This is a genomic window from Klebsiella sp. WP8-S18-ESBL-06 (assembly GCF_014169755.1).
Lineage (GTDB): Bacteria > Pseudomonadota > Gammaproteobacteria > Enterobacterales > Enterobacteriaceae > Kluyvera > Kluyvera ascorbata_B.
The window spans coordinates 3,723,410-3,738,680 of sequence record NZ_AP022256.1 but is presented as its reverse complement, the minus strand read 5'-3'; the positions used below and the strand labels follow the sequence as shown (position 1 = coordinate 3,738,680).

Below are 15,271 nucleotides of genomic sequence, written 5' to 3'. Positions count from 1 at the left end.
TGTTGTTACACCATGATGGACAATTTACGCACGGCAGCGAACAGCGTCGTGATCAAAGTCATTTTCGGTCTCATTATCGTGTCGTTCATCTTGACCGGCGTGAGTGGTTACCTGATTGGCGGTAGCAATAATTTTGCCGCGAAAGTGAATGGCCAGGAAATTGGTCGCGCCCAGTTTGAAAATGCCGTTGCCAGCGAACGTAATCGCATGCAGCAGCAGCTTGGCGATCAGTTCTCTGAACTGGCGGCCAACGAAAACTACATCAAAACCATGCGTCAGCAGGTGCTCAATCGTCTGATCGACGAAGCGCTGCTCGACCAGTACGCCAAAGACCTTGGCCTCGGCATCAGCGATGAGCAGGTGCGTAACGCTATTTTTGCGACCCCGGCGTTCCAGAGCGAAGGCAAATTCGACAACACTCGCTACAGCGCACTGATCAATCAAATGGGGATGAACCCTGACCAGTACGCGCAGGCGCTGCGTAACCAGTTAACCACCCAGCAGCTGATTAATGCCGTTGCCGGTACCGACTTCATGCTGCCTGGCGAAACCGACCAACTGGCGGCGCTGGTTTCCCAGCAGCGTCTGGTGCGCGAAGCCACGATTGACGTGAACGCACTGGCGGCGAAACAGCAGGTGAGCGATCAGGAAATTGCCAGCTACTACGAGCAGAACAAAGGTCAGTTCGTGGCACCGGAGCAGTTCCGCGTCAGCTACATTAAGCTGGACGCTGCGGCGATGAGCCAGAACGTCTCTGACGACGAGATCCAGTCTTACTACGATCAGCATCAGGATCAGTTCACCCAGCCGCAGCGCGAGCGCTACAGCGTGATTCAGACGAAAACCGAAGCCGATGCGAAAGCGGTGCTTGATGCGCTGAACAACGGCGGCGACTTTGCCGCGCTGGCAAAAGAGAAATCGACCGACATTATCTCCGCACGTAACGGCGGCGATATGGGCTGGCTGGAAGCTTCCACGCTGCCGGACGAACTGAAAAATGCCGGTCTGAAAGAAAAAGGCCAGCTGTCAGGGGTGATCAAATCTTCCGTGGGCTTCCTGGTCGCGCGTCTGGACGATGTGCAGCCGGCAAAAGTCAAACCGCTGGCCGATGTTCATAATGACATCGCTAACAAAGTGAAGCAGGAAAAAGCGCTCGACGCGTTCTATGCGCTGCAGCAGAAAGTGAGCGACGCGGCGAGCAACGATAACGACTCTCTGGCCGGTGCTGAACAGGCCGCAGGCGTGAAAGCCGTAGAAACCGGCTGGTTTGACCGCAATAATCTGCCGGCGGAGCTGAACTTTAAGCCCGTCTCCGACGCTATCTTTAACGGCGGTCTGGTGGGTGAAAACGGCATGCCGGGCAGCAACTCCGACATCATTACCGTTGATGGCGATCGTGCCTTCGTCCTGCGCGTGAGCGAGCACAAAGCGGAAGCGGTGAAACCGCTGGCCGAGGTGAAAGCGCAGGTGACCGATATCGTTAAGCACAACAAAGCAGCGCAGCAGGCGAAGATGGATGCTGAGAAACTGCTGGTAGCGCTGAAAGACGGTAAAGGTGACGATGCGATGAAAGCCGCTGGCCTGAGCTTTAGCGCAAGCAAAACGCTGAGCCGCACGGGTCAGGACCCGCTGAGCCAGGCGGCCTTTGCGCTGCCGCTGCCGCAGAAAGATAAACCGAGCTACGGTATCGGCAACGATATGCAGGGCAACGTGGTACTGCTGGCGCTCGACGAAGTGAAAGCAGGCGAAATGCCGGAAGCGCAGAAGAAAGCAATGGTTCAGGGCATTACGCAGAACAACGCGCAGATCGCGTTTGAAGCGATGATGAACAACCTGCGTAAATCCGCGAAGATTAAACTCGGCGATATCATCGACCAGCAGCAATAATCCGGAACGCTTCTCGCATAAATTTGTAATGCGATGCACACACCAAAGGCCGCTTTCGCGGCCTTTTCCACATTTAAAATCTGCCTTTTGCGCGTCGCTCTGCCGCTGGTTATGGTGCTCAGGTCATCAACCATAAGGAGACATCAACATGAAACGTGGAATCAAAATGTGTGTTATTGCGGCGGTCGTGACCTGCCTGGGTATGAGTTTTAGCGCGCAGGCCGCGCAGCCTGTGGCGGCCAAAACGTCCCAGCAACAGAGTAAAGCCAGCGCCGCCTCCGGCGAACAGGCGAAGGCCACGCCGGCCACGAAAGCGGCCGATGAGGACGGCACCCGGGTCAGTATTAATACCGCGTCAGCCGAAGCGCTCGCCCAGGTGATGAACGGCGTGGGGCTGAAGAAAGCACAGGCTATCGTCAGCTACCGTGAAGAGTACGGCCCCTTCAAAACGGTGGACGACCTCAAGCAGGTGCCGGGTATGGGGAGCTCGCTGGTTGAGCGTAATCTGGCCCACCTCACGCTTTAATTTACTTTGATGGTTTGCAGTCGTCTGAAAATTTGCCAGACTAAAGAGGTCATACCAGTGGTGTGACCTTTGACTCTATTCATAATTTAAAACAATAAGGCTATGGCGCTATGCAGACGAAAATCAAAGTTCGCGGTTATCACCTGGATGTTTATCAGCATGTTAACAACGCGCGCTATCTGGAGTTTCTGGAAGAGGCTCGTTGGGATGGGCTGGAAAATAGCGCAGGGTTCCAGTGGATGAGCGCGCACCACATCGCCTTCGTGGTGGTGAATATCAACATCAACTACCGCCGTCCGGCGGTATTGGGCGATGTGCTCACGGTGACCAGTAAAGTAGAGCAGCTAAACGGCAAAAGCGGCGTGCTCAGCCAGGTGGTTACGCTGGATCCGGAAGGGCAGGTTGTCGCCGATGCGCTGATTACCTTTGTGTGTATTGACCTGAAAACGCAGAAGGCGCTGGCGCTGGAAGGTGAGCTGCGCCAACACCTGGAAGCAATGGTGGAGTGATACACCGATGCTCGGGGCGGCATAACATGTAGGCCTGATAAGCGAAGCGCCATCAGGCGGTATGGCGCAGTTGCCGGATGGCGGCGCGGTCTTATCCGGTCGTCGCGTCAGGCTTATTTAAGCCCCGTCTTTTGCTTCATCGTTGCCATAATGCCCGGTTTATCCGCCAGATAATGGTTCAACCCGTTAGCGCGCAGGCTACAGGCCGCGCAGTGGCCACAGCCATCGCCCTTAATGCCGTTGTAGCAGGTCAGCGTTTCGCTGCGAACCAGATCCAGCTTGCCCCAATAGTCCGCCAGCGCCCAGGTCTGCGCTTTATCCAGCCACATCAGCGGCGTTTCAAAACGGATATCTTTCGCCATTCCCAGGCTTACCGCGTGGTTTAGCGCCTTCACAAACTCGTCGCGGCAGTCCGGGTAGCCGGAGAAGTCGGTCTCGCACACGCCGGTGATAACCGCTTCTGCCTTTACCTGGTAGGCGTAAATAGCGGCGAGCGTCAGGAACAGAATATTACGTCCAGGGACGAAGGTGTTTGGGATGCCGTCGGCGTTAGGCTCGTAGTCCGGCACCGGGATGCTGTCGCGGGTCAGGCTGCTGACCGCCAGCTCATTCAAGAGCGTAACGTCGAGCACCTTGTGTGCGCGGGCACCCAACGTTAGCGCCAGTTCTCGAGCCACATCAATCTCGGCGCGGTGGCGCTGGCCATAATCAAACGTGACGCAGTGAACTTCATCATATTGATGCAACGCCTGCACCAGGCATGTGGTGGAGTCTTGTCCACCGCTAAAGACGACAACGGCACGTTTCATGGCTTTTCCTGTCTGTGACTCTAAAAGCCGCTATGGTAACGCCTGTGCGCCGCGGCGACCAGCTTCTTCACCGCGTGGCAGGCGGTAGCCACGCTTCGTTGAAATCAAACCAGCCGCGGGCGTTCAGGCGAATGCCGTTTACCCCCGGCGGCGCGCTGACCTGATACTGATAGTTAAACAATGGCGTCAGTATGGCATCTCCCATCAGCCGAGTGAAAATACGCTTTAGCGCGGCGATTCGTTCGTCATCCTCTGGCTGAGCTTGGGCATCGTCCAGCGCCGACTGAAGATGTGCGGCCTGTGCATCGGTAAACAACGCCGGCCAGAGCGCGTCGCAGCGCAGCCATTGCTCCAGCGCGTACTCCGGCATTTCACCGATCAGCCGGTCGCCCATAAAGAGATCGGCCTGCGGCAAATCAGGGCAGCCGGTCCAGCTTTTGGCATCGTAAAATAGCAACGTCAGCTCACAGCCCAGCCGCCCCAGCGCTATTTTCAGCTCTTCCGCCATGGTATGCAGCTCCACGGGTAGGTGGTAAAGCAGCGTAAGCTGAGCTGGCAGCGGCACGTTGGGATCCTCCTGAGCCAGTGGAATATCCCAACCTGGCAACATCTCCTCGCTTGGCGTGATCAGATTTTCCCCAAGCGGCAGGCTTTGCAACAGGCCGGAGCGGTGAATCAGCGCAATCACCCGCTGCGCCTGTGCCCGGCTGAGCCGAGGGCTTTGCCGCAGCGCCAGGTAGCAAAACCCAAGACTGATGCTGTGGCTCACCAGACGCAGTTCGCCCAGCTCCTCTGGCTTACCGATGGCTATCTGTACCGGGTGTTGACAGCTGGTGCCAAGCCCCTGCTCAAAAAGCTGCGGAGTGATCCAGTATTCGATCGCCTGCAGCAGCGGATGGCCAAGATGATAACGATGATGGCTTTCAATACGCACCAGCTCCGGCTCAAAGATCTTCAGCATAAATGGGCCGGTACCTTGCTCCGGATCTTCCGGATGCGCCAGAACGCTACAGTAGCTCGCCAGCCGATGCGCCAGCCAGTAGTCCGGACGGTGGAGCGTAAAACTCAGACACTGCGGATGGGTCTGCGTAATGGCTTTCACGCTGGCAAACAGTTTTGCCAGCTCAGGCAGCGCAAAGAGCATCAACAGACGACGGCGAAGCTGCTCGGTTTCTACCACATCGCCATTGTGCCAGTGCAGCGTCGAGCGAATGTAGAACTGCCAGCACAGCCCGTCGTCCGACACCGACCAGTGGTGTGCCAGATCTCCCCGTGGCTGCGACGCATCGTGATTGAAGCGGGTCAGGCCGGAGTATATTTGCCCGGCCAGATGCTGTTCGGCGCGCCCGGCGAGAAAACCCGGATGCAACGGCTCCAGCGGGCGATAATAGGGAATACGCAGCGTCGGCGTATTGTTCTGCCACTGGCCGCCGAGAAACGGATGCAGCAACGCCCGCAGCTCGATGGGGGCGATCTGAGCCAGCTCCAGCGCGTTGTGCTGCTGGCCGCGGTTAAGTGCGGTTTCCATCATCTCGTTACGCAGCTGCTCCGGCGTGGTGTGAAAACGCAGTAGCCCGCGCTTGCCGCGCCCGGATTGTGCCTGCCAGCTAAGCCAGCCGGCCTCCTGCGACTGACGCAGCAGCGTGCGCACGTGGCGCTCGCTGCAAAAACAGCGGGCAGCCAGTTCGGCAATCGTGACCTGCTGAACCTCACCCTGCGAAGGCTGCCATAGGCGCTGGAATTGATTTAAACGGTTTAACAGTCGCATAGAAACCCGGAACAATAAAAATGAAGTATTCAGTATTACTTCCGTATATCCCAGCGGATACTGCTTAACAAGAGAGAGCGATCACAAGCGAGAGAAATCATGGCAAGACTGGCGGCGTTTGATATGGATGGCACACTGTTGATGCCGGATCACCGTATGGGGGAAAGAACCGTTGCGGTACTCAAGCGGCTGCGTGAGCGCCAGATAACCCTGACTTTTGCCACCGGCCGTCACGTACTGGAAATGCGCCCGCTGGTGGAAACGCTGTCGTTAAACGCCTTTTTGATCACCGGCAACGGCACGCGTATTCATAACCAGCAGGGCGAGGTGCTGTATCGCAGCGATCTTTCGCCGGACGTCGCTGAGCAGGTGCTGCATTCACACTGGGACACGAAAGCCAGTATGCATGTGTTTAACGACGGCGGCTGGTTTACCGGGCAGGAGATTCCTGAGCTTCTTGTGGCGCACGTTTATAGCGGTTTTCGCTACCAGCTGCGCGATCTACGACGGATCCCGGCACATCAGGTCACCAAAATTTGTTTCTGTGGCGATCACGACGATCTTTGTCGTCTGCGAATTCAGTTAACCGACGCGCTGGATAAGCGCGCCGATATCTGTTTCTCGGCGGTGGATTGCCTGGAAGTGCTGCCGCGCGGTAGCAATAAAGGGGCGGCGTTGACGGTGCTGAGCGACCATCTTGGCGTCAGTATGGCAGAGTGCATGGCCTTCGGCGATGCGATGAACGACCGTGAGATGCTGGGGCTGGTGGGCCGTGGCGTCATTATGGGGAACGCGATGGGACAGCTTAAAGCCGCACTGCCTCACCTGCCGGTTATCGGAAACTGCAACAACCAGGCGGTTTCTCACTATTTAACTCATTGGCTGGATACACCAAATCTACCTTATTCCCCCGAATAGAGAGACCTTTCCAGCAAGCCAGGCATCTGATGATGCCTGGCTTTTTTTATTGGCCAAGCAGTTGCTCAATCTCACGGCGCCACGGCGTTGTATCACCAATATTGTTCGCTACCCATTGCGCGTTGTAATAGGTGTCGAGATAGCGCTCGCCGCTGTCGCACAGCAGCGTGACGATTGAACCGCTTTTCCCTTCGGTGCGCATCTGCGCGGCCAGCTGTAATGCGCCCCACATATTGGTGCCGGTTGAAGCTCCGACCTTGCGGCCTAGCTGAGTTTCCAGCCAGTGTGCGGTGGCAACGCTGGCGGCATCCGGCACTCGCAGCATGTTATCGACCACGTCGGGAATAAAGGACGGTTCCACGCGCGGGCGGCCGATCCCCTCAATTTTACTGCCGATGCTGCCGCGCAGGCTGGCGTCCCGGTTTTGCCAGTAGTCGAGGAACACCGAATTTTCCGGATCGACCACCATCAGCTGCGTTTCATAGCCCTGGCAGCGAATATAGCGACCGATGGTGGCGGAAGTCCCGCCGGTACCGGCGCTCATCACCACCCAGGACGGCACCGGGTGAGGTTCATGGGACATCTGGCGGAAGATGCTGTCGGCGATGTTGTTGTTACCGCGCCAGTCGGTTGCGCGTTCGGCGTAGGTAAACTGATCCATATAATGGCCGTTCAGCTCGCGCGCCAGCGTTTCCGACGCGGCGTAGATTTCGCAGGCGCTGTTCACGAAGTGGCAGCGGCCGCCGTAAAACTCAATCTGTTCGATTTTACGTTTCGCGGTGCAGGCGGGCATAACTGCAATAAACGGCAGGCCCAGCAGGCGGGCGAAATAGGCTTCAGAAACCGCCGTTGACCCCGAAGAGGATTCAATGATAGTCGTCCCTTCCTGAATCCAACCGTTGCACAGCCCGTAGAGGAACAGCGAGCGCGCCAGCCGGTGCTTCAGGCTACCCGTTGGGTGGGTGCTTTCGTCTTTCAGGTACAGCTGAATGCCGGGGAACGCGGGCAGCGACAAACGAATCAGGTGCGTATCGGCGCTGCGTTGATAGTCGGCGTTAATTTCGCTTATCGCATTTTTGACCCAGGTGCTGTTCATCATCATTTTTCCGTTTGTCATTTTGTGCCCAGCTTAGCGAAAACGGCAGAAAAAATTGTTGCCATCTGGCCTTTAAAATAGAATGAAGAGAGAAAAACTTTCTCCTGGTGGGCTAAATGTTAGATAAAATTGACCGCAAGCTGCTGTCCCTGCTGCAAAATGACTGCACGCTCTCTTTGCAGGCGTTAGCGGATGCCGTTAATCTGACCACCACGCCGTGCTGGAAACGGCTAAAACGGCTGGAAGATGACGGCGTGCTGCTCGGGCGCGTGGCGCTCCTCGACGCGGAAAAGCTCGGATTAGGGCTGACGGCGTTTGTGCTGATTAAAACCCAGCACCACAGCAGTGACTGGTACAGCCTGTTTGTCAGCGAAGTGACGCAAATGCCTGAAGTGCTTGGCTTCTGGCGCATGGCCGGGGAATATGATTACCTGATGCGCGTGCAGGTTGCGGACATGAAACGCTACGATGATTTTTATAAAAGCCTGGTGAATCGCGTCCCCGGACTGTCGGACGTCACCTCAAGCTTTGCGATGGAACAGATTAAATACACCACAGCGCTTCCCATCGAATAACTCTATCTCTGGAATTTTACTGCGTGCGATTATTTGCTCAACTTAGCTGGTACTTCCGTCGGGAATGGCGTCGCTATCTCGGCGCCGTGGCCCTGCTAATCATTATTGCCATTCTGCAGCTGATCCCGCCGAAAGTGGTGGGCATCGTGGTGGACGGCGTGACGCAACGCCACTTCAGCGCCGGGACGGTGATGATGTGGATAGGCACTATGGTCCTGATTGCCGTGGTGGTTTACCTGCTGCGTTACGTCTGGCGCGTGCTGCTGTTTGGCGCCTCTTACCAGCTGGCCGTTGAGCTGCGTGAAGATTTTTACCGTCAGCTGAGCCGCCAGCATCCGGAGTTTTATCTGCGCCACCGTACCGGCGACCTGATGGCCCGCGCGACGAACGACGTTGACCGCGTGGTCTTCGCCGCCGGGGAAGGGGTGCTGACGCTGGTGGACTCGCTGGTAATGGGCTGCGCGGTGCTGATTGTCATGTCGACCCAATTGAGCTGGCAGCTGACGCTACTGGCGCTGGTGCCGATGCCTATTATGGCGCTGGTTATCCACCGCTATGGCAATCTGCTCCATGAACGCTTCAAAGTGGCGCAGGCAGCGTTTTCCAGCCTGAATGACCGTACCCAGGAGAGCCTGACGAGTATCCGCATGATTAAGGCCTTTGGTCTTGAGGATCGCCAGTCCGCGCAGTTTGCGGCCGACGCGGCAGATACCGGGGTGAAGAATATGCGCGTGGCGCGCATCGACGCCCGCTTTGATCCGACGATTTATATCGCCATCGGCATGGCGAACCTGCTGGCGATTGCCGGCGGTAGCTGGATGGTGATGCAGGGTGAGCTGACCCTTGGTCAGTTGACCAGCTTTATGATGTACCTTGGCCTGATGATTTGGCCAATGCTGGCGCTGGCGTGGATGTTTAACATCGTTGAGCGCGGTAGCGCCGCCTATAGCCGCATCCGTACTCTGCTGGCGGAAGCGCCGGTAGTGAACGATGGTTTTCAGCCGGTACCAGCGGGGCGCGGGGCGCTTGAGCTGGCAATTCATCGTTTTTACTACCCGCAAACCGACAAACCGGCGCTGGAAGAGGTTAACATCACGCTGCGGCCGGGCAATATGCTGGGGATATGCGGGCCGACGGGGGCGGGGAAATCGACCCTATTGTCGCTTATTCAGCGCCATTTCGACGTCAGCGAAGGCGACATCTGCTTCCATGATATCCCGCTGCGTCAGCTCCAGCTGGATGCCTGGCGCGGACGGCTGGCGGTCGTTAGCCAGACGCCGTTCCTGTTTTCTGACACTGTAGCCAACAACATTGCGCTAGGGTGCCCCAGCGCAACGCAGGAAGAGATTGAACGTGCGGCGAAGCTTGCCTGCGTGCATGAGGATATCCTGCGTCTGCCGCAGGGCTATGACACGGAAGTGGGCGAGCGCGGCGTGATGCTCTCCGGCGGGCAGAAACAGCGTATTTCCATCGCACGTGCGCTGCTGCTGGATGCGGAAATCCTGATCCTCGACGATTCGCTGTCGGCGGTTGACGGCCGTACCGAGCATCAAATTTTGCATAATCTGCGCCAGTGGGGCGAAGGGCGGACGGTCATTATCAGCGCCCACCGCCTCTCGGCATTGACCGACGCCAGTGAAATTATCGTGATGCAGCACGGGCATATCGTGCAGCGCGGGCAGCATGAGCAACTGGCGGCGCAGGCAGGCTGGTATCGCGACATGTACCGCTATCAACAGCTGGAAGCCGCGCTGAATGACGCGCCGGAAGAAGAAAAGCCGGAGGTGGCAGATGCGTAGTTTCGGACAACTGTGGCCTACGTTAAAGCGGCTGCTGGCCTACGGTTCGCCGTGGCGCAGGCCGCTGTCGATTGCGGTCGTCATGTTATGGATCGCCGCCGCCGCGGAGGTGAGCGGACCGTTGTTGATAAGCTACTTTATCGACAACATGGTGGCGAAGGATATTCTGCCCTTGGGCAAGGTGGCCGGGCTGGCGGCGGCCTACGTCGGCCTTCAGCTGCTGGCGGCCACGCTGCACTATAGCCAGTCGCTGCTGTTCAACCGCGCGGCGGTCGGCGTGGTGCAACAGCTGCGCAGCGACGTCATGGATGCGGCGCTGCGACAGCCCCTGAGCGAGTTTGATACTCAGCCGGTCGGCCAACTGATTTCGCGGGTCACCAACGACACTGAAGTGATCCGTGACCTGTACGTGACCGTCGTCGCTACGGTGCTGCGCAGCGCGGCGCTGATTGGTGCCATGCTGGTGGCGATGTTTAGCCTTGACTGGCGCATGGCGCTGGTGGCGATCGCTATCTTCCCGGCAGTATTGACGGTGATGGTGATTTACCAGCGTTACAGCACGCCGATCGTGCGCCGCGTGCGCGCCTATCTGGCCGATATTAACGATGGCTTTAATGAAGTGATCAACGGCATGAGCGTGATCCAGCAGTTCCGTCAGCAGGTGCGCTTTGGCGAACGTATCGGCGAGGTTAGCCGCTCGCACTATCTGGCGCGGATGCAAACCCTGCGGCTGGACGGTTTCTTGTTGCGGCCGCTGCTCAGCCTGTTTTCCTCCCTGATTCTGTGCGGGCTGCTGATGCTGTTTGGCTTTAGCGCGCAGGGCTCCATCGAGGTGGGCGTTCTGTACGCGTTTATCAGCTACCTTGGGCGGCTCAATGAGCCGTTGATCGAGCTGACGACCCAGCAGTCGATGCTGCAACAGGCGGTGGTTGCCGGCGAGCGCGTCTTTGAATTAATGGATCGCCCACGCCAGCAGTACGGCGACGATATTGCTCCACTCACCAGCGGCGATATTGATATTGATAACGTGTCGTTCGCCTATCGCGATGACAAAATGGTGCTGCAAAATATCTCTCTGTCGATTCCGGCGCGCAGCTTCGTTGCGCTGGTCGGGCATACCGGCAGCGGGAAGAGCACGCTGGCCAGCCTGCTGATGGGCTACTACCCGCCAAATAGCGGCGAAATTCGCCTTGGCGGTCGTCCGCTGCCCAGCCTCAGTCACCAGGTGCTGCGTCAGGGCATCGCCGTGGTGCAGCAGGATCCTGTCGTGCTGGCGGACTCCTTTTTTGCCAACGTTACGCTGGGGCGCGATATCAGCGAAGCGCAGGTCTGGCAGGTGCTGGAAACGGTGCAGCTGGCCTCGTTGGCGCGTGAAATGAGCGACGGCATCTATACCCATCTGGGCGAGCAGGGCAATAACCTGTCGGTTGGTCAGAAGCAGCTGTTGGCGCTGGCCCGCGTGTTGGTTGATACCCCGCAGGTGCTGATTCTTGATGAGGCCACCGCCAATATTGACTCCGGCACCGAGCGCGCGATTCAGCAGGCGCTGGCCGCAGTGCGCCAGCACACGACGCTGGTGGTGATTGCCCACCGGCTGTCGACCATCGTTGAGGCAGACACCATTATGGTGCTGCACCGTGGTCAGGCGGTAGAGCAGGGGACCCATCAGCAACTACTTGAAGCCAAAGGGCGTTACTGGCAGATGTATCAACTCCAGTTGGCAGGTGAAGAGTTGGCGGCGTCGGGTCAGGATGACGCGCTGACCGCGTGATGCACCAGCGTTAAGCATTTTTCTAACAGAATGCATTTGTGACACGCATCATGCACCCGCATGGTGCGTTTTTCTTTTCAACGCCACCTTATTGCGCCCGTCTCCCCCGATTTTTCCCGCCTGCGCATCATTTTTCATTTCTGGCACGCCCCTTGCTTTATCTCTTCTGTGTTCGCAGCCACTACCGAATTCTGACTGGAGGGGATCTATGAAGCTGGTTACCGTGGTAATCAAACCATTCAAACTCGAAGACGTTCGCGAAGCGCTGTCTTCAATTGGCATTCAGGGCTTAACGGTGACGGAAGTGAAAGGCTTCGGTCGTCAGAAGGGTCATGCAGAGCTTTACCGCGGTGCGGAGTACAGCGTCAACTTCCTGCCCAAAGTAAAGATTGATGTGGCGATCGCCGACGATCAACTTGATGAAGTCGTTGATGTGATCAGCAAAGCCGCTTACACCGGAAAAATTGGCGACGGTAAGATTTTTGTCGCCGAACTGCAGCGCGTGATCCGTATTCGTACCGGCGAAGCCGACGAAGCGGCGCTGTAATTCCCAGCCAGCACAGTGATAGGGATCGAGATGATGAAAAAAACAATGGTAAAAACGGGGTTGAGCGCGCTGGCGCTGTTGCCGGGTCTGGCAATGGCGGCACCGGCGGCGGTAGATAAAGCCGATAACGCCTTTATGATGATTTGTACCGCGCTGGTGCTGTTTATGACCATTCCGGGGATTGCGCTGTTCTACGGCGGCCTGATTCGCGGTAAAAACGTGCTCTCCATGCTGACGCAGGTGGCGGTGACGTTTGCGCTGGTGTGCGTTCTGTGGGTGGTCTACGGCTATTCGCTGGCCTTTGGCACCGGCGGCAGCTTCTTTGGCAGCTTCGACTGGCTGATGCTGAAGAATATCAAAATTACCGATCTGATGGGCTCGTTCTATCAGTACATCCACGTGGCCTTCCAGGGCTCCTTTGCCTGCATTACCGTTGGCCTTATCGTCGGCGCGCTGGCCGAGCGTATCCGCTTCTCTGCGGTGCTGATTTTCGTGGTGATTTGGTTGACGCTTTCTTACATCCCGATTGCCCATATGGTCTGGGGCGGCGGCCTGCTGGCGAGCCACGGCGCGCTCGACTTTGCGGGCGGCACGGTGGTGCACATTAACGCCGCGGTGGCGGGCCTGGTTGGGGCATACCTGATTGGTAAACGCGTGGGCTTCGGCAAAGAAGCGTTTAAACCGCACAACCTGCCGATGGTGTTTATTGGTACGGCGATCCTCTATTTTGGCTGGTTTGGCTTCAACGCGGGCTCCGCGAGCGCAGCCAATGAGATCGCTGGTCTGGCCTTCGTTAACACGGTGGTTGCTACGGCGGCCGCTATCCTCGGCTGGGTCTTCGGCGAATGGGCGCTGCGCGGTAAACCGTCACTGCTGGGTGCCTGCTCCGGTGCCATTGCGGGGCTGGTGGGGATTACCCCAGCTTGCGGCTACATTGGCGTAGGCGGTGCGTTGATTCTGGGTATCATTGCCGGTCTGGCTGGTCTGTGGGGCGTGACCTCGCTGAAACGCTGGCTGCGTGTTGATGACCCGTGTGACGTCTTCGGCGTACATGGTGTGTGCGGCATCGTTGGCTGTATTCTGACCGGTATCTTTGCTTCTACCGCACTGGGCGGTGTGGGCTACGCAGAAGGCGTCACCATGGGCCATCAGGTGCTGGTACAGCTGGAAAGTATCGCCATCACTATCGTCTGGTCGGGTATTGTGGCTTATGTTGGCTATAAAGTGGCGGATCTGACGGTTGGCCTGCGCGTGCCGGAAGATCAGGAACGTGAAGGTCTGGACGTCAACAGCCACGGCGAAAACGCCTACAACGCCTGATCGTGATGACCGCCCGGCCGCGCATGGCAACGCCGGGCGTTGCCGAAACGAAGTTTGCGCCTCGTTCTGGCAGAAAGCGGGTTATCTCCAAAGCCAAAAAAGCCTCCCAATGGGAGGCTTTTTTGTGCCTTGGAACGAGGTCTAGCCGCGGTTACGCATCACGCCTTCCTGCACCGTAGAGGCGACCAGCACGCCGTCCTGGGTGTAGAATTCGCCGCGCACAAAACCACGCGCGCTGGAGGCCGATGTGCTTTCCACGCTGTACAGCAGCCATTCGTTCATATTGAACGGGCGGTGGAACCACATGGAATGATCGATGGTCGCTACCTGCATGCCCGGCTCCAGGAAGCCGACGCCGTGCGGCTGTAGCGCCACCGGCAGGAAATTAAAGTCGGAAGCATAGCCCAACAGGTACTGGTGAATATGCAGCGAGTCTGGCACGGCGCCGTTGGCGCGGATCCAGACCTGGCGGCGCGGTTCGGCGACATGGCCTTTCAGCGGGTTATGGAATTCGACCGGGCGAATTTCTAACGGTTTATCACAGAGAAACTTTTCTTTCGCCTGCGGCGGCAGCAGATGCGCCAGCGAACGGGCGATGTCGGTTTCCGACGGCAGACCTTCCGGCGACGGTGCGGCCGGCATGGTCTTCTGGTGTTCATAGCCCGGCTCAGGTGCCTGGAATGATGCGGTCATGTAGAAGATCGGTTTGCCGTTCTGAATAGCCGCTACGCGGCGCGCGCTAAAGCTGTTGCCGTCGCGCAGCACTTCAACGTCGTAAACAATCGGCTTCTGACTGTCTCCGGGACGCAGGAAGTAGCTGTGGAATGAATGCACCAGACGGTCGCTGGGGACAGTCTCTTTTGCCGCATACAGCGCCTGGCCGACAACCTGTCCGCCAAAGACCTGACGCAGGCCAAGATCTTCGCTCTGTCCGCGGAACAGCCCTTCTTCAATTTTTTCCAGATTTAATAACGTCAGCAGATTCGATAGCGCCTGGCTCATTGATACCCTCTATATTTTACTGTCACAGCGTCAGGTGAATGTTTCCATTATAACGCAGTTTCGCCAGTGGTCCGATGGGTTCAATTGTCTGAATAATGGTTCGTTTGCAGGTATTAATGTGAATTATGTGCCACACTTAAGCGGTAAAATTTGTTAAGGCGTTGTCACTCAAATGAGAAAACAGCCTTAATTTGAGTGAGCGAAAAGGAGAATGCTAATGAAACTCGTGCCGATCTTAAGTGGTTTGGCGGTTGCACTGACCCTCGCGGGCTGTGCCCAGACTCACCAGCAAAGTCAGAATCAGTCACCTGCGCCAGAAGCAGCAGCCCAGGCCGCGGCAATCACGGGGCCGAACGTCTCCGGTACCGTATGGATTCGCCAGAAAGTGGCGCTGCCGCCGGATGCGGTTCTGACGGTCACCTTGTCCGATGCTTCACTGGCTGATGCGCCGTCTCGCGTACTGTCGCAGAAAGTCACGCGTACGGAAGGTAAGCAGGCGCCGTTTAGCTTCGTTCTGCCGTACAACCCGGCCGACATTCAGCCGAACGCGCGCATTCTGTTAAGCGCCGCGGTGACGCAAAACGGCAAGCTGCTGTTTATCACCGATACCATCCAGGAAGTTATCAACCACGGCGGCACTAAAGCCGATGTGACGCTGGTTCCGGTACAGCAAACCGCGGTGCCGGTGCAGGACACCGCCCCGGTTCAGGTCCCGTAACCCTCAATGCCCTCCACGTGAGGGCA

14 protein-coding genes are annotated in these 15,271 nt (G+C 57.5%); 10 read left to right on the top strand and 4 right to left on the bottom strand.

The annotated features are described in order from the left end of the window. The first annotated feature begins 12 nt into the window (after positions 1 to 12). The 3 genes from ppiD (at position 13) to H7R76_RS17885 (ending at position 2,922) form a co-directional block, all read left to right on the top strand. A complete protein-coding gene (gene ppiD, locus H7R76_RS17895) occupies positions 13 to 1,887 on the top strand; it encodes a peptidylprolyl isomerase (RefSeq protein ID WP_182929385.1) in 1,875 nt (624 codons plus the stop codon). Between the two features lie 148 nt (positions 1,888 to 2,035). Next, the gene (locus H7R76_RS17890) at positions 2,036 to 2,413 is read left to right on the top strand and encodes a helix-hairpin-helix domain-containing protein (RefSeq protein WP_182965988.1); all 378 of its coding nucleotides are present in this window, start codon (positions 2,036 to 2,038) and stop codon (positions 2,411 to 2,413) included. Positions 2,414 to 2,523: 110 nt separating this feature from the next. Beyond that, the gene (locus tag H7R76_RS17885; RefSeq protein WP_106927968.1) at positions 2,524 to 2,922 is read left to right on the top strand and encodes a YbgC/FadM family acyl-CoA thioesterase; all 399 of its coding nucleotides are present in this window, start codon (positions 2,524 to 2,526) and stop codon (positions 2,920 to 2,922) included. Between the two features lie 113 nt (positions 2,923 to 3,035). Here H7R76_RS17885 and queC read toward each other — a convergent pair whose 3' ends face one another. Next, positions 3,036 to 3,731 (bottom strand): 7-cyano-7-deazaguanine synthase QueC, encoded by a 696-nt coding sequence (gene queC / locus H7R76_RS17880; protein WP_106927966.1) that lies wholly within the window; start codon positions 3,729 to 3,731, stop codon positions 3,036 to 3,038. A gap of 67 nt (positions 3,732 to 3,798) precedes the next feature. Continuing rightward, on the bottom strand, positions 3,799 to 5,499 hold the full coding sequence (locus H7R76_RS17875; RefSeq protein WP_106927964.1) for an SgrR family transcriptional regulator: 1,701 nt from the start codon (positions 5,497 to 5,499) through the stop codon (positions 3,799 to 3,801). Between the two features lie 99 nt (positions 5,500 to 5,598). Here H7R76_RS17875 and cof point away from each other — a divergent pair, with 99 nt between their 5' ends. Continuing rightward, a complete protein-coding gene (gene cof / locus H7R76_RS17870; RefSeq protein ID WP_182929383.1) occupies positions 5,599 to 6,417 on the top strand; it encodes an HMP-PP phosphatase in 819 nt (272 codons plus the stop codon). Between the two features lie 46 nt (positions 6,418 to 6,463). Here the strand turns inward: cof and H7R76_RS17865 are convergent, their stop codons facing one another. Continuing rightward, positions 6,464 to 7,513 carry a PLP-dependent cysteine synthase family protein gene (locus tag H7R76_RS17865; RefSeq protein ID WP_106928193.1) on the bottom strand — a complete coding sequence of 350 codons (1,050 nt, stop codon included), beginning with the start codon at positions 7,511 to 7,513 and terminating at the stop codon, positions 6,464 to 6,466. A gap of 116 nt (positions 7,514 to 7,629) precedes the next feature. Between H7R76_RS17865 and H7R76_RS17860 the strand changes: the two genes are divergently transcribed. The 5 genes from H7R76_RS17860 to amtB all read left to right on the top strand — a co-directional run bounded on the left by H7R76_RS17860 (position 7,630) and on the right by amtB (position 13,525). Further along, positions 7,630 to 8,088: an Lrp/AsnC family transcriptional regulator gene (locus H7R76_RS17860; protein ID WP_106927961.1), complete on the top strand. Its 459-nt coding sequence runs from the start codon at positions 7,630 to 7,632 to the stop codon at positions 8,086 to 8,088. Positions 8,089 to 8,111: 23 nt separating this feature from the next. Further along, positions 8,112 to 9,887 (top strand): SmdA family multidrug ABC transporter permease/ATP-binding protein, encoded by a 1,776-nt coding sequence (locus tag H7R76_RS17855; RefSeq protein WP_182965986.1) that lies wholly within the window; start codon positions 8,112 to 8,114, stop codon positions 9,885 to 9,887. Then, complete coding sequence (locus tag H7R76_RS17850) at positions 9,880 to 11,658, top strand: SmdB family multidrug efflux ABC transporter permease/ATP-binding protein (protein ID WP_182929381.1); 1,779 nt, start codon at positions 9,880 to 9,882, stop codon at positions 11,656 to 11,658. Before H7R76_RS17855 ends, H7R76_RS17850 begins: the two co-directional genes overlap by 8 nt. Positions 11,659 to 11,866: 208 nt before the next feature. Beyond that, on the top strand, positions 11,867 to 12,205 hold the full coding sequence (gene glnK / locus H7R76_RS17845; protein WP_004858743.1) for a P-II family nitrogen regulator: 339 nt from the start codon (positions 11,867 to 11,869) through the stop codon (positions 12,203 to 12,205). 33 nt (positions 12,206 to 12,238) lie between these two features. Continuing rightward, positions 12,239 to 13,525, top strand: a complete 1,287-nt coding sequence (gene amtB, locus H7R76_RS17840) for an ammonium transporter AmtB (protein ID WP_106928191.1) — start codon at positions 12,239 to 12,241, stop codon at positions 13,523 to 13,525. 141 nt (positions 13,526 to 13,666) lie between these two features. Here the strand turns inward: amtB and tesB are convergent, their stop codons facing one another. Beyond that, entirely contained in the window at positions 13,667 to 14,527 is an 861-nt protein-coding gene (tesB, locus tag H7R76_RS17835) for an acyl-CoA thioesterase II (protein WP_106927955.1), read from the bottom strand. A gap of 217 nt (positions 14,528 to 14,744) precedes the next feature. On the opposite strand from tesB, the gene H7R76_RS17830 reads away from it, so the two are divergent. After that, positions 14,745 to 15,245, top strand: a complete 501-nt coding sequence (locus tag H7R76_RS17830; protein WP_106927953.1) for a YbaY family lipoprotein — start codon at positions 14,745 to 14,747, stop codon at positions 15,243 to 15,245. Positions 15,246 to 15,271 lie beyond the last annotated feature (26 nt).

Coding starts and splice junctions, on each gene's coding strand:
- H7R76_RS17850 (WP_182929381.1), top strand. CDS start 9,880: ATGCGTAGTTTCGGACAACTGTGGCCTACGTTAAAGCGGCTGCTGGCC.
- cof (WP_182929383.1), top strand. CDS start 5,599: ATGGCAAGACTGGCGGCGTTTGATATGGATGGCACACTGTTGATGCCG.
- queC (WP_106927966.1), bottom strand. CDS start 3,731: ATGAAACGTGCCGTTGTCGTCTTTAGCGGTGGACAAGACTCCACCACA.
- H7R76_RS17885 (WP_106927968.1), top strand. CDS start 2,524: ATGCAGACGAAAATCAAAGTTCGCGGTTATCACCTGGATGTTTATCAG.
- H7R76_RS17875 (WP_106927964.1), bottom strand. CDS start 5,499: ATGCGACTGTTAAACCGTTTAAATCAATTCCAGCGCCTATGGCAGCCT.
- H7R76_RS17890 (WP_182965988.1), top strand. CDS start 2,036: ATGAAACGTGGAATCAAAATGTGTGTTATTGCGGCGGTCGTGACCTGC.
- amtB (WP_106928191.1), top strand. CDS start 12,239: ATGAAAAAAACAATGGTAAAAACGGGGTTGAGCGCGCTGGCGCTGTTG.
- glnK (WP_004858743.1), top strand. CDS start 11,867: ATGAAGCTGGTTACCGTGGTAATCAAACCATTCAAACTCGAAGACGTT.
- tesB (WP_106927955.1), bottom strand. CDS start 14,527: ATGAGCCAGGCGCTATCGAATCTGCTGACGTTATTAAATCTGGAAAAA.
- ppiD (WP_182929385.1), top strand. CDS start 13: ATGATGGACAATTTACGCACGGCAGCGAACAGCGTCGTGATCAAAGTC.
- H7R76_RS17860 (WP_106927961.1), top strand. CDS start 7,630: ATGTTAGATAAAATTGACCGCAAGCTGCTGTCCCTGCTGCAAAATGAC.
- H7R76_RS17830 (WP_106927953.1), top strand. CDS start 14,745: ATGAAACTCGTGCCGATCTTAAGTGGTTTGGCGGTTGCACTGACCCTC.
- H7R76_RS17865 (WP_106928193.1), bottom strand. CDS start 7,513: ATGAACAGCACCTGGGTCAAAAATGCGATAAGCGAAATTAACGCCGAC.